We start from the raw sequence: 25,189 nt of genomic DNA, 5'->3' as shown, positions 1-25,189 counted from the left end.
AGTTCACCGAGCTCCCGGCCTCCTGTCTGACCACGGGCGTCACGCCGGTGTCGAGCATTTCGGCGGACGGGCGCACGATGGTCTGCAACATCGGCACGAAGGACCAGGGCACCTCGCACGTCATCCAGACCCCGATCCGGGCGGACGGCGAGACCGGCTCACAGATCACCGGAACCGGGACGATCGACGGCGCGACCGCCGACCTCTCGCCGATTGCGATCAACAACCCGTTCGGGATGGACATCCGCTGGTCCGTCGCCACGAACAGCTACAGTCTGAAGGGCTATCCGGCCAGTCCCACCGTCGACCTCGATCTGCAATGGACGCTGAGCAAGGACAAGCGCAGCGCCGATGGCCCGCAGACGGTCACCTACGACCTCACCACCAGCGGTCCGTTCTCGAGCATCTCGGTCGGCGCCCAGCAGTGCACCCCGTTCACCTCCGGCGTCGCGAATGGGCACCCGTGGTCCGGCGGCAGCCACCCGGCCGACCAAATGGTCACCCCCGTCACCACGTGCACCGTGCAGCAGACCGGGGCGAACACGTTCCGCCTGACCCTGACCGGCATCGACTACAACCCGGCGACTCCGGCGACGAAGGACTCGACCGGCGCCGGCCTCCCCGCCGACCAGGTCGCGCTCGCCAGCGGCTCCATCTGGCTGCACCTGGTCCCGACGTCTGCCGGGTCGATCACGCTTCAGTCGTCGGCCCCGACCTACACGTCCGCCGCCGGCACCGACACGGCGAAGGACGACCCTGCGAACAACACCGTGACTAAGACCTGGTTCTACCCGGGCACCTTCACCTCGCCGTGGAACCGCGGCTACACCGGTTCCGGAGGCAGCAACTACGACAGCACCTACGTCGTCTCGCCCGGCACCACCATCCAGCAGTCCCTCGTCACCGGTCTTCCCGGCATGGATCGCGCCGACACCCTCGGGATCGGGATGTGTGCGCCGGTGGACACCAAGTACCTCGACTTCGTGGACATCGTCCCCGGCAACATCACCCCGGGTGCCGTGGTCTCCTACTACGTCGGGAACGACCCGACCGTGAACCCCGCGAGCGCCTCCTACAACCCGCAGGCTTTCCCGAACTGCGGCGCGACTACGGGGTGGACCACCACGCCTCCTGCCGATCCGAGCACGGTGAAGGCGGTTCGCGTCACATTCACCCAGGGGCAGGCCGAGTCGTGGAACCTGATCAACGCGGGCTGGCTCGTGCGCTATACGGTGAAGGACACCGCGCCGGTTGGCCAGGACATCTGGAACTTCATGTACAGCACCGGCGACGGCACCAACTGGGCGAGCAACGGCGCCTGCGCGACCAACACGCCGGGTCTGCGCTACCCCTGCACTGCGGTCGCCACCCGCGACCTCGTGCGCATCGTCGGCACCACCCCGTACATCGAGAAGACCGCCGACCGCGGCTCGGTGAACCCGGGCCAGGCCGCCGGCTTCTCCCTCACCTACTCCGCCAACGTCCCCTCTAACCTGCCCACCTCGGTCGATGGGTACCAGATCGTCGACACGCTCCCGGCGGGCATGACCTACGTGGACGGGTCCGCGACGCCGCCTCCGACGGTCACCACGAACGGGTCGGGCCAGCAGGTTCTGACGTGGGTGCTCGACGGGGTGACCACCAACACCGAGCACGCCCTCACCTATCAGGCGGTCGCAGCCGCGACGGTCAAGCCCGGAACGGTGCTGGAGAACTCCGCGGTCGCCTCCGTGTCCGGCACGAGCTCGCAGCCGGCCACCGCGCAGGTGGTCGTCGCCGCCAACGGCTACACCGAGATCGGCAAGGCGGCGGACACGCCGTACATCCCGAACGTGAACGGTGACGGAAAGGGCGACGGATCCTGGACCGTCACCCTGCGATCGTTCGACCCGACCGCGCAGACCTTCACCGACACGATCGACATCCTTCCCTACAACGGCGACGGCCGCGGCACGAGCTTCGGCGGCAGCTACGCGCTGACCAGCATCGACGCCGTTGCCGGCGCGACCGTCTATTACACGACGGCCGACCCGGCCACACTGTCCGACGATCCCGCTGACCCCTCCAACGGTGCCGCGGGCGACCCGGCGGGTAACAGCGTCGGCTGGAGCACCACCTTCGTCCCGAACGCCACCGCGGCGCGCGTCGTCGGACCGCAGCTCGCGGCCGGAGCGACGCAGCAGTTCAAGGTGAACATCACCACGGACGGCGTCAAGGGCGGCGACAAGCTGGTCAACCGCGCGCAGGCCCGGAGCGAGCACACCGAACTGGTGATGCGCACCTCCGCGCCGATCCTGATCGCAAACTACTACTCGGCGGCCCTGAAGAAGGAGGTGCAGGACGCCGACGGCAACTGGCACGACGCCAACGATGTCACCGACTATCCGACCTTCAGAGTGGGCGACACCATCCACTACCGCGTCACCGTGACCAACACCGGTCAGGGCACGCTGACGAACGTCAAGGTCTCCGACGACAAGCAGCCGCAGCTGGGGTCGTTCACGATCGACACGCTCGCGCCAGGTGACACGCAGTCGCACGAGTACTCGATCACCGCGACCGGCGGCGAGGGCATCAACACCGCCTGCGCAGCGGCCGACGTGCCCGCCGACTCCGGGATCACTCCGACGATCAACTGCGACCCCGCAGGTGTCGACGTCGTGGACTACAGCGTGGTCAAGACGTCGGACCCGGCGACCGGTTCGACGGTGAAGCCGGGAGATGTGATCCACTACACGATCACCGTCACCCAGAAGGGAACGGTCCCCGCGGCCGCCGAACTGCACGACGCGCTGGCCGGTGTGACCGACGACGCGACGTACAACGGTGACCTGGCCGCCGATCTCGGCACGGCGACACTGAACGACGGCACCATCGACTGGACCGGGACTGTACCGGTCGGCGGCGTGGCGAAGATCACGTACTCCGTGACGGTCAAGGACTCTGCCTCCTTGGGCAACTCGCTGCTCGACAACGTGGTGACCTCCCCGGGATGTGCGGAGCAGACCGACTGCGAGACGCACCACGAAGTCGGTACCTACGAGTACTCGAAGACCTCTGACCCGGCGCCCGGAACGGCGGTGAAGGTTGGCCAGACCGTGACCTACACGGTCACCGTCCGTCAGGTCGGCGCCGTCGCCCAGAAGGGCGTCACCGTCACTGACGACCTCAGCGACGTGCTCGACGACGCCACCTGGGTCGGTGACGAGAAGGCCGATTCCGGTTCTGTGTCACGCTCCGGCAACACACTGACCTGGAAGGGAGACCTTGCGGTCGGGAAGACGGTCACGATCACCTACTCGGTCAAGGTCCTCCACGGTGACGGGAACCTCACCCTGAACAACCAGGTGGAGTCGCCCGGTGGCACGTGCGTGCCCGCCGCCGATCAGAACCCCGACTGCCGGACAACGCATCCCATCGGCGGGTTCGACTACTCCAAGATGGCGAACCCCAAGTCACCGGCCAGTGTGAAGATCGGTGACACCATCACCTACACGGTGACGGCGACCCAGTTCGGACCCGCCGCCTACCCTGGCGCATCCCTGGTCGACGACCTGAGCGGTGTGCTCGATGACGCCACTTACAACGACGACGCCAAAGCCACGGCCGGCACCGTCGTCCGTGACGGCGACACCCTGAAGTGGACCGGCGACCTCGCAGTGGGCCAGACCGTGACCATCACCTACTCGGTGACGGTCGTCGGGAACGGCGACACCACCATCCGCAACGCCGTGACCGCACCAGACGGTGGTGGCGAATGTGTGCCGGCGCCCGACGGGACGCCGGACTGCACGACCATCCACAAGTACGGCGGCTACACCTTCTCGAAGACGTCGAACCCCAAGCCCGGCACCGAGGTCAAGGTCGGTGACCGCATCGACTACACCGTCACCGTGAACCAGACCGGCGAGGGGCCGACCAGCGGAACAGTGGTCGACGACCTCTCCAAGGTGCTCGATGACGCGACCTGGGTCGGCAACGAGAAGGCCAGCTCCGGCGTCGTCGTCCGGAACGGCGACACCCTGACGTGGAAGGGCGACCTTGCGGTCGGCCAGGTGGTCACCATCACCTACTCGGTCACGGTGACCGGCGACGGAGACAAGCAGATCCGCAACGTGGTCACCAGCCCGGACAAGGACGCCGCCTGTGTGCCTGCGGCCGACCAGAACCCGGACTGCACCACCAACCACCATGTCGACCCGCCCGCACCAACCGGCCTGGCATCCACCGGTAGCGACCTGGTCGCCCCCGGCATCATCGCCCTGCTCCTGGTCGGCGCCGGAGCCACCTTCCTGGTGATCCGCCGACGCCGCACGGCAGAGTAAACCACCGTGACAGTGGGCCGGCATTTCCCCAGAGTGCCGGCCCACTGCCGACGGTCGAGCTGACGTGTCAGGGGGAGCGTCAGCATCGAGGGGAGCCGGCTCGGCGCCCCGGGAGGCTGGGAGCGCCGGAGTCGCCACACACGATACGGCGCTCCCAGCCCACATGGACTTCGAGAAATGAATGATGTGGATTCGACCGCGGTGCCGTTGAGTCAGGCACACCTGGATCGTGTCCTCGATGTGCTCCATGCCGCGGCCGCTGCAGAGCGAGCCGCTGCAGGCTCTGCACTGAGGATCGCATACCGAACATCCCGACACCTTCTCGGTGGCGCTCTTCAGCTTGGTCTCGCCACCGGCGCGATCGCTGACGCCTTGGGGGTTCGCCCGAGCAGTGTCCGAGCCCGAAGCAACGTGGACGGCCTGGTCGACGGTCACCGGTTCGCGGCCCTCGCTGGCATCTCCCTGTCGGAACTCAGCGAGTGGGAGCACGAAGGCCTCATTCGTCTTCAGGGGCCAGACAATGGCGGGATGTACGGCTACCAAGCCTCAACCCTGCTTGGAGCACACATCTATTACCGCGCGGGCAGGTCATGAGCGCGGACCGAATGCCAGCGCCATCACAACCATCGCGCGGCCTCCTGTACCGGCCGCACCGAACAGAAGACCCGGAGACGGTGTTCCGTCCGAAGGTCGCCATGACGCTCCCCGAGCCGTCCGAGGTCCCCGATCCCGAAGACGACGGCGAGCGGGTTGGATGCCAACACGTCTCGGTACCGGTTCATCACGAATGCGGGGATGTTGATGGTGTCCAGGAGCATCTGAGTGCCCACAGGCACCCGCTCCTTGATGGGCGCAGCGGGTTTGGTCAGGCGCGTTCGTGAGCGGGCGAGGGTGAGCGCGTATGTGAGGCCTTCGTGGTCGAGTTCGAGGGCGCGTGCCAGCGCTTCGACGACCTGCTCTGACGGGTGCTTGTCGCGTCCCTGTTCGAGCCGGAGGTAGTACTCGGCGCTGGTGCCGGCCAGCAGGGCGACTTCCTCACGCTGCAGGCCGATCACCCGCCGGCGGGGGCCGATAACGCGCCTCCGCGACATCCTCGGCGTGAGCATGATTGCCTACGTCGGCGGCGTGAAGCCTCGGGCGCAATGCTGTGCACGCGGCGCAGGCGGGCCCGGTGAGAGGGAGCAGAACCGCTAGCACCACGTGCATTTCGCCACTGCACTGCTTCGAGAGCGCTACGACGCCGTCATGGTGCAGTCGTGGTTCAAGGGCAGGAACCCGTCGCTGGTGGCGTGGCACCCGCGACGGTGCTGCGCGAAGGCGAGCCAGAAGTGATTCGCGAGGTGCTCGCGGCAGCGAAGTCGTTCGCGTACGTCGCATATGCCTCCCCGATATGAAAGTTCGGCTGCGGAGACCGCTTGGAGCGCGGTGAGTTGGCATTGAGGGCGTGCGCGCCGCCTAGCCGCCCCTCTAGACCAGAACATTCCGGGCCCGGGGTAACGAGGTGGCGGATCGGTGGAGGCAGCGGGCGCCCACCCGCCACGGAGGCACATACAGCTGCTAGACCGGGGGGCAGACCACCCCACCCATTGGCCCACCAATGGTGGCGCCGAAGACCGAGCGCGCAGACCGCCTTGCCGTGGCGCGCACAGCACGAGCTCGCTTCCGCTGCACGCAAGCCGGCTCGAAGGCCCCGGGGGAGCATCCGTTCCTCGGGCCCCTGTCTTCCCGCCGTGTACCGAATATCTGGTACGTGGTCGACGCGCCTAAAACCTCCGGTCAGGACTGGTATAGCCCATGAGTGCTTGGCGTGCTTGCGCCTGCTGGGTGCTATTCAGCGGCCAGTCGCTGCTCGGCGCCGCGCTCACTGAGCCAGAACCGACGAGCGCCACTGCGGCGACCACAGCAGTCGCGCCGAGGCCGATGATCCAGTTGCGGCGAGTGGTTCAGCAGTGCACACCTGCATCTCTGTCCGTCGGGCTACTGATCCAGGTCAACTTCTGCGGTCCCTTCAAACACGCAGCGCGAACTTCGTGACCGCCGTGATTCACGGGGCTACCCGAAGCTATCGACTCACTCGTTCCGGAAGACGGTCGCAACGATCAAGGGCGCTACGCGCGGCTGACGTACTCGGCAAACGCCTGGAAGGCCCCATCTGAAAACGCGGGGTTTGTGCGAGGTTGGGAGGGTCAACAAAAGAAGAACCCCCGGCTGACCGGGGATTCTCTCTGGTGGCTCCCGGCGGCCTCGACCGCCGCCGAATCGGCCACGTCGACGCTGATGGTGATGGCGCGGCCCCCGGCCCTCTGTACCTCCGCCGCAGCGCCTTTGAGGCCCGCCTGTCCCCGAGCCAGCAACGCGACGGCGGCACCGTTGCGGCCGAACTCCATGGCGGCGGCGCGCCCGATGCCGCCGCTGGCTCCGGTCACGACGACTGTTTTGCCTTGCATATTCATCCTCGTTCCCCTTTCGCGGAGTGGATCAGGTCGCTGCCGCGCGCAGCAGGTCGGCCGGCGCGAGCCAGCCGACGAGCACGCCGTCGCTGACGACGGGCATTCCGTCGGTCGTCACAGCATCGACGACGCGGTCGAGCACGTCGGCGACGCGATCCTCGACGGCGACCGCGGTGACGGTTTCGGTGAGTTCGGCGACGGCACGGGATGCGGCACCGTCGTCGGTCGCCAGAGCGTCGGCCGCGTCGGCCGCGGTGATCACTCCGAGCAGCTTTCCGTCGACGCCGACGACCGGGGCGGCGCGGCGGTGTGACGACCCGAGCTCGGCGAGCGCTGTTCGAACAGTGCGGTCCGAGTGGATCGACGGCGGCGGCGCCGACATCACCGCCGCCACCGAGACCCCGCGTAGCGCAGGGAGCGCGGGGGCGCTGAGGTCGACGCCGCGTCGGCTGAGCTTGCGGGTGTAGATGGTGTCGCGGCTGAGCAGACGGGAGATGCCGGTGGCGACGATGACGGCGAGCAGGAGGGGCAGGATGATCGAGTACTCGCCGGTGAGCTCGAAGAGGATGATCCCTGCTGTGATCGGCGCCCGGGTCGCCCCGGCGAAAACGGCGGCCATGCCGACCAGGGCGAAGGTTCCTGCTTGGCCCGAGAGCCCGGGAATGACGAGGCCGATGGCTTCGCCTGCCGCAGCACCGAACGCAGCGCCGATGACGAGGCTGGGGGCGAAGACTCCGCCGGAGCCGCCGATGCCGATGGTGAGGCTGGTGGCGGCCATCTTGGCGACGACGAGCAGCAGCAGGAACCCGATGGTGTACTTCCCGGCGACGCTCGCTTCGAGTACCGGGTAGCCGACGCCGTACAGCTGGGGCATCGCGAACAGCAGCAGGCCGAGCAGGAGGCCGCCGACGGCCGGGCGCAGCCATTCGGGGCCACGCCACGCCCAGTCGCAGACGTCCTCGATCAGGTAGAGGATCTTGCTGAAGAGCACACCCACCGCACCCGCGAGCAGCCCGAGGCCGGCGAAGAGAAGGTATTCGCTCGGCTGGGTGACCCGGAAGGCGGGCAGCACAAGGAAGGGATGATCGCCCAGGATGGCCCGTCCGACCACGGACGCCGTGATTGATGAGAGCATCACCGCAGCGAACGAGCGGGTGGCGAAGTCGCGCAGGATCAGTTCGAGGGCGAAGAAGACGCCGGCGATGGGCGCATTGAACGTGGCAGCGATACCGCCGGCCGCGCCGCAGGCGACGAGGGTGCGCAGCTGCGACTCCGACATCCGGGTGATCCGCCCGAGCGTAGAGCCGAGTGCGGAGCCGATCTGGACGATCGGCCCTTCGCGGCCCACGGAGCCGCCGGAGCCGATGGTGATCGCGGAGGCGAGCGCTTTGACGACCGCCACGCGTCCGGGGATGTGGCCACCGCGACGCGCGACGGCGTACATCACCTCGGGCACGCCGTGTCCGCGGGCCTCCCGCGCGAAGCGGTGCACGAGCGGGCCGTAGATCAGTCCGCCGATGGCGGGGGCGAGGATGACGAACGCACCGCCGAGCCAGGGCACCCAGGGGTTTGCGGGATGCCCGGTCGTCGCGGAGTAGTCGGTCGTGCCGGTGAAGATCAGGGTGGCGGTCTGGACGAGCCAACGGAACACGACGGCGGCGAGTCCGGCCCCGGCCCCCACGACGATCGCCGAAGCGATCAGGGGTGCGGGCGTCGCAAGGACGCGCCGCCACCAGTGCGTCATGCTGTCACGTGAGCCGTCGACGATTCCACGGATGCTCGTGGTGATGGCGGACACTGAATTCCAATCGTGTAAAGATGCAACTGTTGCATAAGTGCATCAAAAGCGTAACACTGGAGGCACCATGCAGAATCACGGATTCCCCCACGAGGCGACCGAGGCGACATTGCGCGCGTCCCGGGCGCTGCTGGGAATCGTCGCCCGGTCCGTGTCCGACGCGCTGGAGCAGGTGACGCTGCCGCAGTTCCGTGTGCTCGTCGTGCTCTCGGGCTCTGGTGCGATGCGGATGGGGGCGCTTGCGGCCCGGGTCGGGGCCGTGCCCTCGACCTTCAGCCGCACGATCGATCGGATGGTCGACGGCGGCTGGGTGCTCCGGCAGGAGAGCCCGCAGAGCAGGCGGGAGATCCTGGTCGACCTCACCGAGGAGGGCCGCCGGCTCGTGGATCAGGTCACCGAACGGCGGCGCCGCCAGGTGGCGTCCGTGCTGACCTCGCTGACCGCGGAGGAGCAGCAGCAGATCATCGACGCCATGGAGGTCTTCTCCACTGCTGCGGGGGAGCCGACTCCGGAGGACTTGCTGACGTTGGGCCTCTGACCCTGGCCGTGCGGGGACACGGCCTTCACCTCACCAGAAAGAGATGCGATGACGGATCCTGATACGGCGCTGGCCGTAACACAGGCGAGCGTTCAGAACTACTTCGCCTCGAGCATTGAGACGTTGCTGTCCTCGGAAGCGGACCAGATCGCGTGGGAGGAATGGACGGCCTCGGTTCGGTTGTCCTCGGAGGAGACCTGGTTCCGGTGCAATGCTTTTCTGCTCGCGCACACCGTCGGCCGCTTTCTCGCCTGCCGCGCTCCGTTGAGCTCCATCGCCAGGCGCGACCCGTGGATCGACGCGTTCGTCTCTGCGATTGTCGCGGGAGACAGGCGAGCAGAACTGGTGCTCTGGTCGTCAGCGCCCGTTGAGAATCCGCTCGCGAACGACGCCGTTCGTTACAGCGCGGTGCTGTGGTCGTTGTGTACCGCGCTCCGTACGTCCCGGCCGCTCGATGGAGCGCGGCCGGGGCTCTACCCGGATCCGGTGTGGTTCGAGGTCGACGATGCCGGTGACCTTCAGGAGGTCGGCGATGAATACGCCTGAGACGAGCAGTGGCCCACGCGCCGTGCTGACCGGTGCCAATATTCTGGGCGCCGCGGCCGCTGCCTTTCTGGTCTTCGGCCCGATCTCGGCGGCAGCGCCGGCGCGGGCGTGGTTGGTGGTGGCGTTCTCGCTGGTGTATGTGCTGCGGGTCCTCGTCACCACGTATGTGACCGTGCAACGGCCGGTGACCTACGCGGAGGCCGCGCTGGTCGGGGGCTGGATGTTCGTCATCCACGCCACGATGGGGTTCGTCGCCGCGCACGTGAGCGCCGCTCTCGACGGCTGGGCGGTGCTGGGGGTCGTCCTCTATGTGTTCGGCTCGTGGATGAACACGTTCTCCGAGCTGCAGCGGCGGGCGTGGAAGGCGCGCCCGGAGAACGCCGGGCACCTGTACACGCGGGGACTCTTCCGGTGGTGCCGTCACCCCAACTATCTGGGCGACACCCTTCTGTTCACGGGGTTCGCCGCGGTGACCGGCTCCTGGGTCGCGCTGGTGATCCCAGCGATCATGGCCGCCGGGTTCGTGTTCGCAGCGATCCCGGCACTCGACCGCCGCTTGAAGGCGCACTACGGCGACGAGTTCGATCGCTGGGCGGCGACGACGAGGCGGTACATCCCGCTCGTGTGGTGAAGGTAGGGCGGCGAGGAGGTCGTCATGAAGGTGTTGATCGTGGGAGCCGGGATCGCCGGCCCCACATTGGCCTATTGGTTGCGGCGCAGCGGGCACGAGCCGGTGCTGCTGGAGTCTGCGCCCGAATTGCGCCGTGGCGGATACTTGGTCGATTTCTGGGGTGCTGGGTTCGAGGTCGCCGACCGGATGGGCATCGCGGACCGTGTCCAGGCGGCGGGGTACCGGATGCGGGAGGTGCGCGAGGTCGACGAGCGCGGACGCCGGATCCTGTCGCTGGACCCGGTGAAGCTGATCGGCCGGCATGGGGCCCGTTACGTGAGCGTCGGCCGTTCGGACTTGTCCAGGATCATCGTCGACGCGCTGCCGGATGACGTCGACCAGGTCTTCGGCGACACGGTCGAGGAAATTCGCGACGAGGGCGACCACGTCGCGGTGCGACTTGCCCACGGCGGCGACCAGCATTTCGACCTGGTGGTCGGCGCCGACGGGCTGCATTCCGCGGTCAGGCGGCTGGCGTTCGGACCGGAGTCGGAGTACGAGCGCAGCCTGGGCATCGCCGTGGCGGTGTTCGACGCTGTCGGCTACCGGCCGCGGGACGAACTGGTCGCGGTCATGCGCACTCAGGTCGGCGCACAGACACTGCGGCTGAGCCTGGACGACGACGTGTCCATGTTCGTCTTCACGTTCCGTCACGAGGGTCCGATCCCGCTTGGCGACATCGACGCTCAGAAGGGGCTGCTCCGCGACCGGCTGAGCGGGCTCGGCTGGGAGGTGCCGGCGATCCTGGCGACACTGCCGCGGGCGCGCACGTTCTACTTCGACTCCGCCAGCCAGATCCGGATGCCGTCGTGGAGTCGCGGACGGATCGTCCTCGTGGGCGATGCGGCCGCCGCGCCGTCGCTGCTGGCCGGGCAGGGCACGGCGTTGGCGATGATCGAGGCGTACGTGCTGGCCGCGGAGCTGCATGCGGCCGGGGGCGACCACGTCACGGCATTCGCGGCATACCAGGAGCGGCTAGGCGCGTTCATCGGCGCCAAGCAGCACGGTGCGACTCGTATGGGCGGCGCGTTCGCGCCGCGTAGCCGAGCGCTGCTGCGGCTGCGTAACACGGTGATGCGGCTGATGACACTGCCCGGCGTGTCCGACCTCGCGGTCGGCCGCAGCTTGTACGACCGGATCGAGCTGCCCGACTTCCGGCCGTGAGCGGGCGCCCGGTCCCGTCCTACTTCGTGGCGGGCGGAACGAGCGAGTCGAGCACGTACTCGAGCTGCTCGGCGGTGAACGCGCCGGGATGGCGGATGGCGACGTGGCCGGTCGGGTCCAGGATCACGGTGTAGGGAAGGCCGGAGATCCGGTACGGGCCTGCGACTGAACCGTTCGCGTCGACCGCGAGCGGGTACCCTGTCCCAGCTTGTCGCGTCACGGCGCGTGCGGCAGTCGTGTCGTCGGAGACGTCGATGCCGATCAGGTCAGCTCGGCCAGTGAACTCGGTCGAGATCTTCTGGAGATCCGCTAGTTCGCCGACGCAGGCGGTGCACGTGCTCGCCCAGAAATTGAGCACCGTGTAGTGGCCTGCGGCCGCGGCGCTCCCGACGTGCCCTGACCCGTTCAGGGCGGGTAACGAGAACGGTTTCGGCTTCGCGCCGACGCCGGTGCCGTCGGCGGAGAGATCGACCGCAGCGGACCCCGCGACGGTTCGCCGCTGAACGGCGGGGAGGAGGTCGACCGCTTCCTGCGCCATGGTGTGTGCGAACGGGGCGGTGCTGGCGGCGTCGGTACCGAACTGGCCGAGGGCCCGCTCGACTCCGGACGGGTCGATGAAGAAGATCTCCGTGCCGTGCACCACCGACTGCTCCGCCGGGTCGAGCTGGATCGGCACGCCGTACGCGGCTGCCGCTGCGGCGAGGGTCTTCGGGGCGGCCGTGCCGAAGTACCAGTTCGACACGCGGCCGAGGCCGTGCGTATCACTCCAGGAGGCGACGTCGGAGACCGCGGGATGGTACGGGTTGGCGTTGATCGAGACGAACGCGACCCGGGAGGCTGCGGAGCCGAGGTCATGGTCGGCCAGAGCGACGTCCTGCGCGAGAAGCGTGCAGAGGTCCTGGCATTCGTCGTCGTTGAAGGTGAGGACGACGCTCCGGCCGTGGAAGGTGTCGGCGCCGATGCGGTTTCCGTGCTGGTCGGTAAGCGAGTAGGCCGGTGCCTTGGTCGCGGCCTTTCCGAGCGGGTCGAGCTGCAGCAGGCTTGCCGCCGCCGTCGAGATGCCGGGGGCGGCTGGCGCCGACGAGGGGGCGGCCGCGCTGCCGGACTGCGGCGGGGCCGCGGCGAAGAGGACAGCGCCGAAGCCGACCAGGACGACGGTCGCGGCGGCGACGATCGGCCAGGTGCGTGGGCCGTGACGGTTCATGGCTCCTCCGGAGGGTGACGATTCGATCGGACGGCCACCCCTGCGATGGCCAGCGCTGTGAGGACGACGAGGACTGCGACGGTGCCGACAGCGAGTGGATGGGCTGACACCGCTGAGGTGAGCCAACTGCTCGCCTGGGAGACGAAGACCGCTAAGGAGGGCTCCTTGCCAGGCTCGAGGATCAGCCGCATTCCGTATGCGAGCAAGTAGATGCCGACGATGAGCAGGAGTGCGGAGGCTGCCTTCGGCAGTCGCCGCGCATACTTTCCGGCCACCCGCACCGCTTCGGCACCGAGAAGCGCCGCGAGGATGCTGCAGGCCGCCACGAACAGCCCCATCCCCAGGGCGTAGGCGAGGGCGGCCACCGCGGTGTCGAGTGGGGAGCCGGACGTGGCGGGCGGTGCGACGGCGGCGGCGAAGAGTGGGAAAGCGCAGCCGAGGGAAGTGGCCGCGAAGGCTGCGCCGTAACTGCCCATCGCGACCATTCCCCGTCCCGATCGGAACGGGAGGGCGATCGCCGGCATACGCAGTTCGCGGCCGGCTACACCGAAGACGCCGGCGATCAGCAACGTCAGCCCGAGTGCCGCCGTGAACCAGGGCACCCAGGCCACCGCGAGCCGGAGACCGGCAGCGACCGCGACGCCGACGACGGCGAACACCGCGAGGAAGCCGCCCGTCATCGCCACCGAGGCGCGGAGTGCTCGCAACAGCCGAACCCCGACGGGCGCAGGCTCGGACCCGAGGAAGACGGCGAGGTAGGCGGGCAGCAGCGGGAACCCGCACGGGTTGACCGCGGCGGCGAGCCCGAGTGCGAACGCGTAGACGATCGCGGGCCCGATCACCGGGCACCACCTCGGTCGTGAGCCGCCAGACGCTGGAGGTAGTCGTTGTACGCCTGTCGTTCGGCTTCCGCGCGTGCCGCCGATCGTTCTCGCCGTCGGGTGGTGCGCTCGTCCGAGCGCTGCCACTGGAGGAAAAGGACGCCCAGGACGAAGAGAGTCGGCAGCTCGGTGAAGCCCCAGGCGATGCCGCCGCCAACGGCCTGGTCCGCCAGCGGCGCGATCCCCCAGCCGGGGATCGGCGCACGGTAGAAGCCGACCACGAGACTGACCGCCATCATCAGCATCACGCCGAAGAACGCGTGGAAGGGCGCCGTCGCCGCGAGCTCCAGGATCCGCACGGTCGGCACCGCGTACTTGCGCAGGCCGCGGGAGGCCCGGCGAGGTGTCGGGTCGACCCCGAGCACGCACCAGAAGTAGAGGAACCCGATCGCGATGAAGTGCAGCAGCATCAGGTTGTGTCCCCACATGGTGCCCATCAGCCCGTCGAAGATCGGCGTGAAGTACAGGCCGTAGAGGCTGGCGAGGAAGAGCACAAGCGCCGTAGCGGGGTGTGCGACGAACCGCGCCGGGGGGCTATGGAGCACGGCGAGCAGAGCCGATCTCGCCGACCGCGTACCTGCCGGCCGGGCTGGCAGTGCCCGCAGCGCAAGGGTGATCGGAGCGCCGAGCACGAGGAAGATCGGCGCGAGCATCGACAGCACCATGTGCTGGACCATGTGCGCGCTGAACAACTCCATCCCATAGCCGTCGATCCCGGTCGCCGTCATGGCGAGCACCGTCAGGATCCCCAGCGTCCAGAACAGCGTGCGGCTCACCGGCCAACGGTCGCCGCGGCGCCGCAGCAGGACGACGCCCGTGACATAGAGGGCTGCCACGACGAGCATCAGCACGGGGATGACCGGGACGGGTTGCGGATGCAGTGCGATCATCCGGGCGAACGTGGGCGGCGCCATCGGCATCCACATCGGCCCGCTCATGGCGTGCACCGATGGCGGGTCGACGGCAGGCGTTGACCCGGAGAGCAGCTGGGGTACCATCACTGATGCATTCATGCAACAGTTGCAACTGTACACGACTCGCTCGCGGCGACGAAAGGATCCGATCACGCCACCGCTCGCACACTTTCCTCTCTGGTTCACGGCCGTTGCCGTGACCTCACTCCTCATCGGTGTCGGATGTGCGGCCTGGACGGCGGTGGACGTGATCCGCCGGCCGCAACCCATGAGGGTGATGGCGGTGGTTTGGCCGGTGACGATGCTCTTCGCCGGCCTGGTGGGACTCATCTTCTACCTGTCACACGGGCGATCGGAGGCGAAAACCGGCGGCGACCATGACGAGGACGCGTCGATGGGCGTATCCGTTGCGAAGGGCACCAGTCACTGTGGCGCAGGCTGTGCCCTGGGCGATCTCATCGCGGAATGGCTGGCTTTCGCGATTCCGGTCGTGGCGGTGCTGGGCGGCTGGGGATGGTTCTTCGAGGACAAGATGTTCGCGGTCTGGGTGATCGACTTCGTGCTCGCTTTCGTGATCGGCATCGCCTTCCAGTACTTCGCGATCGCACCGATGCGAGACCAGAGCGCCGGGCGAAGCCTGCTCGATGCGATCAAGGCCGACGCCGCCTCCATCACGGCATGGCAGGTCGGCATGTTCGGGTTCATGGCCCTCATTCAGCTGGTGCTGTTTCCCGCGTGGTGCGGTGGGCGCGCGCCGGTGAACTCGCCGGAGTTCTGGTTCGCGATGCAGGGGGCGATGCTCGCGGGCTTCGCCACCAGCTACCCGGTCAACTGGCTGCTCGTCCGGTCGGGAATCAAAGAGCGGATGTGAACCGGTGCGACAGCGTCCAGCGAAGGCTGGCGGGGAGTACGATGTCGCCTGGTGCGCCGGGAAGTCTGGTCGGCGGATGACCTGACTGGTCATCCTCGTGAAGGACGGAGCACCCATGCCCCCCGTTGCAACCTCGACTACACCCCCTCGCGCGATCTCCCGACATCTCCGGTCCGGCCCGATCCTGCTGATCGCTTTCGCGTTCGCGGTGATGGCCGACCCGGTGTCGTCCGTGGCATACGCGGTCGAGGCGGCTCTGCGCGCCCTCAACGGCGACCTTGCGTTGCTGCTGCCGACGATGGGTCTCGTCGTCGCGATCATCGCGCTGGTGATCATCAACTACCGGCAGCTGGTGTCCCGGTATCCGCAGGGCGGGGGAGCGTCGGCCGCGGTCGGTGAGGCGTTCGGCGACGGATGGTCGTTCATCCCAGTTGGTGCGCTGGTGGTGGATTTCGTGCTGACGATCGCGATCAGCGTCTCGGCCGGGTCCTCGGCGGTGATCGCCTATTTCCCGGCTCTGGCGCCATACCGGCTGGTGCTCGCGCTGGGTCTGGTGGTGCTGGTGGGCGGTCTGACGTGGTTCGGGCACCTCGGGCGGCTCTTCTTCGCCCTGTTGACCATCGCATTCATCGTGGTAGCCGTCGCGGTGCTCGTGTTCGGCCTGTGGGCCCAGCCGCAACCGACCGGGACCATCACCTCCACCCCCGGTCATGCGGCTCCACTGGCGGTGGTGCTGGCGTTCCCGGTCGCGATGGCTTTGGCGACGGGTGTGGAGGCGCCGTCGTCCGCGATCGCGCAGCTCGGCCAATTGAACGACGACGGTCGGCGCCGCTTCGGGCGGATCACCCTGATGCTGACGCTTGTCGTGGTCGGTGTGATCACCCTCGGGATTGCGGCGGAGGCGACTCGGCTGCAGATCGGAATCCCGCCGGCCGAGTCGACGCAGATCGCGGAGCTTGCGCGGGTGGCGGCGCCCGCACCGCTGTTCGCCGCATTCCAGTTCGTGACTGCTCTCCTGCTGCTGTCTGCGGCGAGTTCCTCGTTCCAAGCCGGTCCCGGTCTTCTGAAGGCTCTTGCCGCTGATGTGTCCGCGGGCGGGCGGAGCGGGATCCTCCCGGGGGTACTGGGGCGAACGAATCGGCACCACACGCCGTATTGGGGTGTCGTGGTCTTCGTTGTCCTGGCGGGGGTGATCACCGCGATAGCGGGCGGTAGTGATCAGGAGCTGGTGCTGTTCTACGCCGTGTCGGTGTTCCTGAGCTTCCTGGCGGGGTTGCTGGCCATGGCACGGTTCTCGTGGCGTGAGCGCCGGATCGGGTCGCTGCTGCTGAATATCGCGGGCGCGGTCGTGGTGGCGTTCACTTTGGTGGCGAACCTCTCGCGTGGGCTCCCGATCGTCAGCCTCGTCGCCGCCGTGGCGATCGCCGGTGGACTCTACGCGAGGTGGGTGCGCAATGGGCGCCCGGCGGGCATCCGTAACGCCGCGGCGGAGGCCGAAGAAGAACCGGACGAGTGATGTCAGGCGGCATGGTGCTGTCCGGAGTCACCCGTACCTACGCGGGCGGAGCCGGGATCCGCGGTGTCGAACTGGCGGTGGCGCCGGGACAGGTCCACGCGCTGGTCGGGTTGAACGGCGCAGGCAAGTCCACCTTGATGAAGGTGCTGCTCGGCATGATTCGGCCGGCCTCAGGGACCATCCGGATCGCCGACGTCCCGCTGCAGTCGGCGGGCGCAGGAGTGTGGTCGCGGGTAGGGCATCTCGTCGAGGGTGCGCTGATCTACGGTGAGCTCACCGTTACCGGCAACCTGCGAATGTCGGCCGCCCTGCACGGCGTGCCCAGGACCGGCCGGGACGCACTGGTCGGCACGAGCATCGAAGAGTTCGGGCTGCTGCGATATGCGCACCGCCGCGCACGCACCCTCTCGTTCGGCAACAGACAGCGGCTCGGACTGGCTGCCGCCCTCCAACATGACCCGGACTTCGTGGTCCTGGACGAGCCGACGACCGGTCTCGACCCGTCGGGGACCATCCTGCTCCGGGAAGAGCTTCGACGGCGTGCCGGCGCAGGCGCAGCCATCCTCATCTCCAGCCACCACCTCGACGAGGTCTCTCGCGTCGCCGATCGCATCACCGTCATCAACGATGGACGCATCATCGGCCGCTTGACGCCCGGCGGTTCCGAGCTCGAGCGGACCTTCTTCGCTCTTGTCCTCGCTGACGACGAACAGCGCCGTTCGCGTGGAGAAGAAGCCCCATGAACGGGGTGTTCCCGACGGCCATAGCGGTCGAGCTGGCTAAGTCGGTCCGCGCCCGCGTTCCGCTCGTGGCGGCCGTGCTCCTCGTCCTCGGCGTCGTTGCCATCAGCGCCGCGGTCATCGCCGCGGTCACGAGCGGGCCCCCCGAGGTGGTCGCGAAGCTGGGTCCTGTCGTCCGGGGAGGCGGATGGGCCGGCTACGTCGATGCCGCGCTGCAGGTCACCGGGGCAGCGGGAGCCGGCGCATGCGGCATCCTGATCAGCTGGAGCTTCGGGCGCGAGTTCGCCGAAGGGACCATCCCGGGACTGTTCGCCCTCCCGGCCTCCAGGACGTCGCTCGCCGCAGCCAAGCTCGCTGCCTTCTTCGTGTGGACGCTCTGCGTGGCGGCCGGCCTCGTTGCAGCCCTGCTGACCGCGGGTTTCCTGATCGGGTTAGGTGCTCCGCGGGCGACGGATCTGGAAACGGTCGTCGGACGTCTGCCGGTGCTGCTGCTGACGACCGCAGGCATGACAGTGCCCGCCGCGTGGGTGTCCACGCTCAGCCGTGGACTGATGGGCGGTATCGCCACGACGGTCGTCCTATTAGCGAGCGCCCAGGTGATCGTCTTCTCTGGCGGAGGCACCTGGTATCCACCGTCAGCCCCAGCGCTCTGGGCGCTCGCGCCCTCCCCGTCGACTGCCGTCACCCTGCTTTGGTCGCTCCTGCTCCCGGCTGCGGGTATCGCAGCGACCATCGTCAGTTGGCATCGCCTTCAGCTCGATCGATGAGGCCCTGCCGGATACGATCCGACCGCGCCCCCTTGGAATCTGATCTGTTGGCCTGCTTGCGCGATAGATGGCCCAGCCGATCTCACGCGAGAAAGCCACCTGGAGCGTCGGTGATCGACTGGAGACTGCGCCTGTGCGGCCGGGCGCAGGTGAATGAGGAGCCGCCTGCGGCGGCGCTGCACCTACTGCCTTGTTTGTCTTTCCGTCGGCCGATCGTAACTCGTTCCCGGTTCCCCGTGCCGGGCTTTCGCGGCATATCCTCGCTCCGCTGCGCTCCCTCCGGTACTGCAGGGCGGGTTGGTCGGAGTCGTCGGCTCGCTCAGCCCGAGCATGGACGATAAGAGGGACTGCGTCGAGACCGTCAGCCGATACGCAGTCGATGGATGGGCGATTGCTGCCGACCCGTTCACACCGATCGGGCGCGTGGCTGCGCCAACCGCTGAGGCGGCGTGCGTTCCGTTCGTGAGTCTCAGCAGGCTGCGGGAGCGCCGACGACTTCTCGTCAGTGGTCCGGCGGACAATCGCCTCATCGACTCAAGGGGTGTCGGACATGGGATCGATTGAGTCCTACGAGACCGCAGCGGGCAAGCGATATCGGGTTCAGTACCGAACGCCCGACCATCGCAACACGATGAAGCGGGGCTTCACCACGAAGCGCGCAGCGGAGCTCTTCCTTTCGTCGGTAAATGTCTCGCAAGCCAAGGGTGAGTGGGTCGACCCGACCAAGGCGAGGACTCCGGTCTCGCACGTGGCCGAAGAGTGGTTTCGTGCCCAGGTGCAGGTGAAACCAACGACTCGCTCGGGCTACCGATTCCACCTCGACAAGTACGTGCTCCCGCGATGGGGCAACATTCGGCTCGTGGACGTACGGCACGGCGACGTCCAAGCATGGGTGGGGGAACTCTCGACCACCCTCGGGCCCTCCATGGTGCGGCAGATACACCTTGTCCTGGCTGGCGTACTTAAGTACGCGATACGCGATGGGCGCATCACCTTCAACCCCTCCGACGGCATTCAATTGCCTAGGCTGTCATCGCGCGAGCACGGGTACCTGACGCACGCGCAAGTGCGGGCGCTGGCGGCGGAATGCGGAGATCAGGGTGACGTCGTCCTCTTCCTCGCATATGCGGGGCTCCGCTGGGGAGAGATGGCCGGCCTCCGGATCAACCGTGTCGACTTCACGCGCCGACGGCTCGACATAGCCCGCGCGGTCTCCGAACCCCGCGGAGTGATCGTCTGGGGAACACCGAAGAATCACGAGCGGCGGTCTGTCCCTTTTCCTAACCTACTGACGGCTCTGCTCGAGGCGCGGTGCGCCGATCGCGACCCCGAGGCGCCGGTCTTCGTCGGTGCCGATGGCGGTGTGCTGTGGGCCGGCAACTTCCGCAACCGAGTCTTCAACGCGGCGGTCGCCCCGTGCATGACGGAGGACGACACTTTCCCGCGGCTGACTCCCCACGACCTCAGGCACACGGCCGCGTCGCTCGCCGTGTCGGCCGGCGCGAACATCAAATCCGTGCAACGGATGCTCGGCCATGCGTCCGCCGCGATGACCCTGGACGTCTACGCGGACCTCTTCGACGATGACCTCGACGACGTTGCGAACGCACTCGATGCCCAGGGTGCGAAATCAGTCGTAGTCAAACTGTAGTCAAACGCCGATTCGGTAGCCGCGACCAGCAAACGAAAAACCCCGGATTCCGATTGGGACCCGGGGGTTTTCTCTGGTGGCTCCGACCGGCATCGATCCGGTGACCTTTCGATTTTCAGTCGAACGCTCTACCAACTGAGCTACAGAGCCTCACCGCCGAGGCGGTGGTAGACGGAAGCCCTTCCGAATGGAAGGGCTTCTCGCCGTGGCGACCCTGACGGGACTTGAACCCGCGACCTCCGCCGTGACAGGGCGGCACGCTAACCAACTGCGCTACAGGGCCTTACTGTGGTGCTTTTCAATTGTAGTGGACGTCATCGGTGCCGAAGGACCGTGACCCCAACGGGATTCGAACCCGTGCTACCGCCGTGAAAGGGCGGCGTCCTAGGCCGCTAAACGATGGGGCCGGATCGTCCCGAATCGCTTGCGCTTTCCGATGACCACCGACGAACAAGCATACGGAAGTCCGCTTCATTAAGCGAATCGGCGCCTCCACCCGGGCGGGTCGCCCGCGCGCGGGTTCGCGCCACGCCCCGCACCAATGCCCGGACGTCCGCGCAACGCGTGGGTAGATTGCGAGCGACGGTCCCCCCGGCCGTCCTCGCCGACCGCACATCCCCGTGCCCTTCCCGCCTGCCCCGCAACCCTGGGCCTGCGGAAAGGGAGTTGCTAAAGTTGCACACGGTGACAGTGGGACTGATGTGACTGGCGTGACAGAAGATGACTGGTGTGAACGGTTCGGTATGAGGATGAGACGCGAGACCAGCAGGAGCCGACGGCGGCCGTCGGCCCCGCGAGGTGCCAGGACCCTCCGCGCCGCCCTGGCCGGTCTCGCCGTCGCGGTCGTCGCCAGTGTCGGCGCCGTCGCCGTCCCCGCTTACGCGGACTACCCCAGCTGGCAGGACGTCCAGAACGCCAAGAAGAACGAGGCCTCCGCCTCCGCGACCGTCACGCGCATCAACGGGCTGATCGCCCAGCTCAAGGGCGAGGTCGCGTCCACCCAGGCCGATGCGGAGAAACGCGGCGCGGAGCTGCAGGTCGCCGAGGCGAACTACGACCGCGCCGACATGAAGGCCCGCGACCTCGAGGCGCAGGCGACCGCCAGTCAGAAGAAGGCCGACGCCGCGAGCGCCCAGGCCGGCAAGCTCGCCGCCCAGCTCTACCGCACCGGTGGCCGCAACCTCACCGCCAACCTGTTCCTGAGCGGCAACGGCGCATCCACCTCGAGCCCCGATCAGCTCCTCGCCGACCTGGGCAGTATGTCCAAGCTCGTCGAGCAGTCGAACAAGGTCTACGCGGACGCGAAGGCCGCCCAGAACTCGGCCAGCGCGCTGTCCGCGCAGGCCGCCGTCGCCAAGGCCGAGCGCCAGAAGCTGCAGGTCGCCGCGCAGGAGGCGCTCAAGGCGGCGATCGCCGCGGCCAAGGCGGCGCAGGACAAGCTCGCCGAGCAGCAGAAGCAGATCGTCGTCATGCAGGCGCAGCTGAAGGCTCTGCGCGACAAGACGGCGAAGACCGTCGCCGGCTACGAGAAGGGCGTCGCGGCGGCCGCGGCCGCTGCAGCGGCGCGCGGGTCGGGCGGCCTCCCCGGCGGCTACGTCGGGCCGATGGGATGGGCGGTCCCCGCTGCGGGACCGATCACCGACGGCTTCGGCGCCCGTCCCTCTCCGGGCGGCGTCGGCAGCACCTATCACATGGGCATCGACATCGGCGCGGGCTGCGGCTCCCCGATCTACGCCGCGTACGGCGGCATCGTCGAGTACGCCGGCCCCAACGGCTCCTACGGCAACTTCGTGCTGATCAACAACGGCGGCAGCACGCAGACGGGCTACGCCCACATCCGCGACGGCGGCATCCTGGTCGGCATCGGCCAGCGCGTCAGCGCGGGGCAGCCCATCGCACGCGTCGGCACGACCGGCGCTTCGACCGGATGCCACTTGCACTTCGAGGTCAGGATCGACGGCCAGAAGATCGACGGCATCCCGTTCATGAGAGACAGGCAGGCACCCCTTGGCTAGCGACCCCTCGAAGAACTCGCGCGTCCGTCCCGGTCTCGCGATCGGCGCCGGAGTGATGGGGGCGGTCACCGCGTCCATCGGCATCGTGACCCCGGCACACGCCGTCGACTACCCCTCGTGGAACGACGTGCAGCAGGCGAAGGCGAACGTCGCCGAGCAGCAGGCGATGATCGACAACATCACCTCGCTGATCGGCAACCTGCAGTCCTCCGTCGACGCCGCACGCGTGGCGTCGGAGAAGGCGGCGGAGGCGTACTTCCAGGCGAAGGATGCTCTCGAGGCCGCCACCACCAAGGAGGCGGACCTCAAGAAGCAGGCGGACGCGGCGGAGGAGAAGGCCAAGACCTCGCAGATGCGCGCCGGCCTGCTCGCCTCGCACCTCGCGAAGTCGGCGGGCGGCGGCGACCTCAGCACCGAGCTGATGCTCAAGGGCGGCGGCTCGGGTTCCGACGCCGACAAGCTCCTGTTCCAGCTCGGCACCATGAGCAAGCTGACCGAGCAGTCCAAGGCCGTCTACGACCAGGCCACCACGGACAAGAACAACGCCCAGTCGCTGAACGCGCAGGCCACGGTGGCCAAGAAGGAGCGCGAGGCGCTGGCGACCAAGGCGTCCGAGGCCCTCGCCGCCGCGCAGCAGGCGCAGAGCGCGGCGCAGGCGGCGCTCGCCGAGCAGCAGAGCAAGTCGACGCAGCTGGTCGCCCAGCTGGCGACGCTCAAGAACACCTCGGCCCAGGTCGAGGCCGCGTACCTGCAGGGCGAGCAGGTCAAGGCGCAGCAGGCCGCGGCGGCGAAGGCCGCCGAGGAGGAGCGCATCCGCCAGCAGCAACAGCAGCAGCAGGAGCAGCAGCAGAACCAGGGCGGCGGCAGCGGCGGCGGTGGAGGCGGCGGCAGCACCGGAGGCGGTGGCGGCAACACCGGTGGCGGTGGTGGCGGCGGCAGCACCCCTGCCCCGCCGAACGGCAACGTCGTCCAGACCGCGATCTCCTACGCGCGGGCACAGCTGGGCAAGCCATACATCTTCGGCGGCGAGGGCCCGAACGGCTACGACTGCTCCGGCCTGACGATGAAGGCGTACGCGTCCGCCGGCCTCTACATCGGCTCGCACTCGGTCAACAACCAGTACTTCACGGCGGCCAACCGCGGCCAGCTCGTCTCCTACGGCAACAAGCAGCCGGGCGACCTGATCTTCTGGGGCGACGCCCCCGGCGACTTCTACCACGTGGGCATCTACATCGGCGGCGGCCAGATGATCGCCGCGCCCACGGAGGGCGACGTCGTCAAGATCCAGTCCGTCTGGGGCTCGCCCTGGGGGATGGTCGCGCGCCCCTCCGCGTGACCCGCGACGGCTGACCCGCGGTCTGGGGGCCGCGGGCTCCCGCAGGCTTCCGGTAGAAAGAATCGTTCGCCCGCCAGAGGCGACCGATGGGGGAGTCGCCGGTGAAGGCAGGTTCAGTGCGCGGGCGCGTCGTCGCGCTCGCAGCGATCGTCAGCATGACCGTTCTGTTCGCGGGCGTCGCGTCGCCCGCGTTCGCGGACGAGGCAGGCGACGGCCCTGCGGCGGCGACGCCCGGCCCGACCACGAGCCCCGACCCGGGTGCGACGGCCGATCCTGAGGCGACCCCGGACCCGACGGCGACGCCCGACCCGACGGCGACGCCCGACCCGACGGCGACGCCCGACCCGACGGCGACGCCCGACCCGGGTGCGACCCCGGACCCGGGTGCGACCACGGACCCGTCCACCCCCGACCCGACGGCGACTCCGGGCGCAGGAGCGACGCCCGCGCCTTCGCCGACCGACACCCCGGCTCCGCAGCCCCAGGCGGCCGCGGCTCCCGCACCGAAGGACCTCGTGCTCACCTCGCCGCAGGACGGCGACGAGATCCACGGTCCCCGCGTCGTGACCTTCACCGGCCGCGCGCCGGTCGGATCCCGCATCGTCATCCAGAACGACCTCGGCGACACCGTCGGCCGCGTGACCGCGGACGCCGCAGGCGACTTCAGCGTGCAGGTCACCGTCGCCGACACCGCGTCCTACCTGCAGTACTTCGATGTCACCGGGAAGGCGGGCGCCCGGACGCTCACGGAACAGTTCGTCGGCGTCGTCTTCGACGCGCCGCAGAGCGCTCAGCCCGTCGTGCTCAGCCCGCACAGCGGGGACACCGTCGTCGCGACGCACCTGCTGACCGACTTCGACGGCGGCGCCTCGATCGCCGTCTCCGGCACCTCCGCCCCGGGCGACGTGGTGTGGATCAGCAGCCCGGACTCGGACGACGACCCCGCAGGCTACGGCATCGCCTTCGCCGACGACAGCGGCGCCTGGACCACGCGGATCTCGATCACCTCGGGCGTGTGGACGCTGGAGGTGACCGCGCAGGCCTACGGCGACAGCGATGGCCCGATCACCCGCCCCTCCGACCCCGTCGTCATCAGCGACCTCACGGTGCACGCCGACGAGAGCTGCGTCAGCGGGCCCATCATCACCTCGCCGGTCCCGGACGAGTCGACGGTCGAGTCGGGCGGCGCCTCCGGACCCGACGAGCCTCAGACGCCGTCGGACTGGATCGCCCGGTACGGCGCGCAGGTCTCCGCCGCGGCCGACCCGGCGCATCCGGGGAATCTGCTCGTCCCCGTGACGGGCATCGGCGATCCCGGCTCGGGCGTCCAGGTCTACAACGCCGATCCCGACACGGCGCTCGCCTATCTCGAGACGCTGACCGACGAGGTCTCCGGCGGCGATCCCAGCGCCGCTCCCGCCTACGACGGTCGCGTCGTCGTCGGAGCGGACGGCACCTGGGCGACCACGCTCTCCGTGCCGCCGGGCCCGCGGATGCTGATCGCGTTCGGCTACGGGCCGGAGCGGACCGGTGGCCGGTGCGTGACCGCGGGCGACGTCGGCGCGTTCAACGCGACCGCGAAGGCCGTCGTCGCGCCGGCGGCGGTCGACGGCGGCGCGACCGTCGAGCTCGCGGACACCGGATCGGACGCGACGACTCCGCTCCTGCTCGTCGCCGCGCTCCTGGTCGCCGGAGGCGCGAGCCTCGCGACCACGCGCAGGCGCTCCGCTCGATCCCGGCGCGGCTAGCTCCCCGGGCGGCAACGGAAAGGGCCGGCGCATCCGCAGTGCGGGATGCGCCGGC

The 25,189-nt window shown here is 68.6% G+C and carries 20 protein-coding genes and 3 tRNA genes; 14 read left to right on the top strand and 9 right to left on the bottom strand.

Features of this window, described 5'->3' with window-relative positions; all coding sequences use genetic code 11:
* The first annotated feature begins 77 nt into the window (after positions 1-77).
* The gene (locus tag ACTHMF_RS17420) at positions 78-4,325 is read left to right on the top strand and encodes a DUF7507 domain-containing protein (protein ID WP_440319361.1); all 4,248 of its coding nucleotides are present in this window, start codon (positions 78-80) and stop codon (positions 4,323-4,325) included.
* A 617-nt stretch (positions 4,326-4,942) separates the two neighbouring features.
* On the opposite strand, the gene ACTHMF_RS17415 is transcribed toward ACTHMF_RS17420, so the two are convergent.
* Positions 4,943-5,416, bottom strand: coding sequence for a helix-turn-helix domain-containing protein (locus ACTHMF_RS17415; protein ID WP_440319363.1), 474 nt, complete (start codon positions 5,414-5,416; stop codon positions 4,943-4,945).
* 109 nt (positions 5,417-5,525) lie between these two features.
* Between ACTHMF_RS17415 and ACTHMF_RS17410 the strand changes: the two genes are divergently transcribed.
* Entirely contained in the window at positions 5,526-5,657 is a 132-nt protein-coding gene (locus tag ACTHMF_RS17410; RefSeq protein ID WP_440319359.1) for a hypothetical protein, read from the top strand.
* 854 nt (positions 5,658-6,511) lie between these two features.
* Here ACTHMF_RS17410 and ACTHMF_RS17405 read toward each other — a convergent pair.
* Complete coding sequence (locus ACTHMF_RS17405; RefSeq protein ID WP_440319357.1) at positions 6,512-6,751, bottom strand: SDR family NAD(P)-dependent oxidoreductase; 240 nt, start codon at positions 6,749-6,751, stop codon at positions 6,512-6,514.
* Between the two features lie 52 nt (positions 6,752-6,803).
* Complete coding sequence (locus ACTHMF_RS17400; protein WP_440319356.1) at positions 6,804-8,573, bottom strand: chloride channel protein; 1,770 nt, start codon at positions 8,571-8,573, stop codon at positions 6,804-6,806.
* 67 nt (positions 8,574-8,640) lie between these two features.
* Between ACTHMF_RS17400 and ACTHMF_RS17395 the strand changes: the two genes are divergently transcribed.
* From ACTHMF_RS17395 to ACTHMF_RS17380, 4 genes are read left to right on the top strand one after another with little or no spacing between them, the layout of a single operon-like run.
* The gene (locus tag ACTHMF_RS17395) at positions 8,641-9,111 is read left to right on the top strand and encodes a MarR family winged helix-turn-helix transcriptional regulator (protein ID WP_440319354.1); all 471 of its coding nucleotides are present in this window, start codon (positions 8,641-8,643) and stop codon (positions 9,109-9,111) included.
* 48 nt (positions 9,112-9,159) lie between these two features.
* Positions 9,160-9,657 carry a hypothetical protein gene (locus ACTHMF_RS17390; RefSeq protein ID WP_440319352.1) on the top strand — a complete coding sequence of 166 codons (498 nt, stop codon included), beginning with the start codon at positions 9,160-9,162 and terminating at the stop codon, positions 9,655-9,657.
* Positions 9,617-10,288, top strand: coding sequence for a methyltransferase family protein (locus tag ACTHMF_RS17385; RefSeq protein WP_440319350.1), 672 nt, complete (start codon positions 9,617-9,619; stop codon positions 10,286-10,288). Before ACTHMF_RS17390 ends, ACTHMF_RS17385 begins: the two co-directional genes overlap by 41 nt.
* A gap of 24 nt (positions 10,289-10,312) precedes the next feature.
* A complete protein-coding gene (locus ACTHMF_RS17380) occupies positions 10,313-11,491 on the top strand; it encodes an FAD-binding domain (protein ID WP_440319348.1) in 1,179 nt (392 codons plus the stop codon).
* Between the two features lie 19 nt (positions 11,492-11,510).
* Here ACTHMF_RS17380 and ACTHMF_RS17375 read toward each other — a convergent pair whose 3' ends face one another.
* Genes ACTHMF_RS17375 through ACTHMF_RS17365 form a run of 3 tightly spaced genes read right to left on the bottom strand, consistent with a single transcriptional unit; the run spans position 11,511 to position 14,466 of the window.
* Entirely contained in the window at positions 11,511-12,695 is a 1,185-nt protein-coding gene (locus ACTHMF_RS17375) for a redoxin domain-containing protein (protein WP_440319346.1), read from the bottom strand.
* Positions 12,692-13,537 (bottom strand): cytochrome c biogenesis CcdA family protein, encoded by an 846-nt coding sequence (locus ACTHMF_RS17370; protein ID WP_440319344.1) that lies wholly within the window; start codon positions 13,535-13,537, stop codon positions 12,692-12,694. The genes ACTHMF_RS17375 and ACTHMF_RS17370 overlap by 4 nt, the downstream gene beginning before the upstream one ends.
* Positions 13,534-14,466, bottom strand: coding sequence for a cytochrome c oxidase assembly protein (locus tag ACTHMF_RS17365; protein ID WP_440319342.1), 933 nt, complete (start codon positions 14,464-14,466; stop codon positions 13,534-13,536). Before ACTHMF_RS17365 ends, ACTHMF_RS17370 begins: the two co-directional genes overlap by 4 nt.
* 10 nt (positions 14,467-14,476) lie before the next feature.
* Between ACTHMF_RS17365 and ACTHMF_RS17360 the strand changes: the two genes are divergently transcribed.
* From ACTHMF_RS17360 to ACTHMF_RS17340, 5 genes are all read left to right on the top strand, one after another.
* Positions 14,477-15,361 (top strand): DUF4396 domain-containing protein, encoded by an 885-nt coding sequence (locus ACTHMF_RS17360; protein ID WP_440319340.1) that lies wholly within the window; start codon positions 14,477-14,479, stop codon positions 15,359-15,361.
* Positions 15,362-15,476: 115 nt separating this feature from the next.
* Positions 15,477-16,877: an APC family permease gene (locus ACTHMF_RS17355; RefSeq protein WP_440319338.1), complete on the top strand. Its 1,401-nt coding sequence runs from the start codon at positions 15,477-15,479 to the stop codon at positions 16,875-16,877.
* Between the two features lie 11 nt (positions 16,878-16,888).
* On the top strand, positions 16,889-17,620 hold the full coding sequence (locus ACTHMF_RS17350; RefSeq protein WP_440319336.1) for an ABC transporter ATP-binding protein: 732 nt from the start codon (positions 16,889-16,891) through the stop codon (positions 17,618-17,620).
* Positions 17,617-18,384: an ABC transporter permease gene (locus tag ACTHMF_RS17345; protein WP_440319334.1), complete on the top strand. Its 768-nt coding sequence runs from the start codon at positions 17,617-17,619 to the stop codon at positions 18,382-18,384. The genes ACTHMF_RS17350 and ACTHMF_RS17345 overlap by 4 nt, the downstream gene beginning before the upstream one ends.
* A gap of 550 nt (positions 18,385-18,934) precedes the next feature.
* Positions 18,935-20,035 (top strand): tyrosine-type recombinase/integrase, encoded by a 1,101-nt coding sequence (locus ACTHMF_RS17340; protein ID WP_440319332.1) that lies wholly within the window; start codon positions 18,935-18,937, stop codon positions 20,033-20,035.
* Positions 20,036-20,109: 74 nt separating this feature from the next.
* Here the strand turns inward: ACTHMF_RS17340 and ACTHMF_RS17335 are convergent.
* The 3 genes from ACTHMF_RS17335 to ACTHMF_RS17325 all read right to left on the bottom strand — a co-directional run bounded on the left by ACTHMF_RS17335 (position 20,110) and on the right by ACTHMF_RS17325 (position 20,442).
* Positions 20,110-20,185: transfer RNA gene (locus tag ACTHMF_RS17335), tRNA-Phe, on the bottom strand.
* 56 nt (positions 20,186-20,241) lie between these two features.
* A tRNA-Asp gene (locus tag ACTHMF_RS17330) sits at positions 20,242-20,318 on the bottom strand.
* A gap of 51 nt (positions 20,319-20,369) precedes the next feature.
* A tRNA-Glu gene (locus ACTHMF_RS17325) sits at positions 20,370-20,442 on the bottom strand.
* A gap of 342 nt (positions 20,443-20,784) precedes the next feature.
* Between ACTHMF_RS17325 and ACTHMF_RS17320 the strand changes: the two genes are divergently transcribed.
* From ACTHMF_RS17320 to ACTHMF_RS17310, 3 genes are all read left to right on the top strand, one after another.
* Positions 20,785-22,050 (top strand): peptidoglycan DD-metalloendopeptidase family protein, encoded by a 1,266-nt coding sequence (locus ACTHMF_RS17320; RefSeq protein WP_440319330.1) that lies wholly within the window; start codon positions 20,785-20,787, stop codon positions 22,048-22,050.
* Between the two features lie 55 nt (positions 22,051-22,105).
* Complete coding sequence (locus ACTHMF_RS17315) at positions 22,106-23,386, top strand: C40 family peptidase (RefSeq protein WP_399552862.1); 1,281 nt, start codon at positions 22,106-22,108, stop codon at positions 23,384-23,386.
* A gap of 101 nt (positions 23,387-23,487) precedes the next feature.
* On the top strand, positions 23,488-25,134 hold the full coding sequence (locus ACTHMF_RS17310; protein WP_440319328.1) for an LPXTG cell wall anchor domain-containing protein: 1,647 nt from the start codon (positions 23,488-23,490) through the stop codon (positions 25,132-25,134).
* The last annotated feature ends 55 nt before the right edge of the window (positions 25,135-25,189 follow it).

It is taken from the genome of Leifsonia sp., assembly GCF_051955155.1.
Taxonomy (GTDB): domain Bacteria; phylum Actinomycetota; class Actinomycetes; order Actinomycetales; family Microbacteriaceae; genus Leifsonia.
This window is presented reverse-complemented; position numbering and strand designations above follow the sequence as displayed.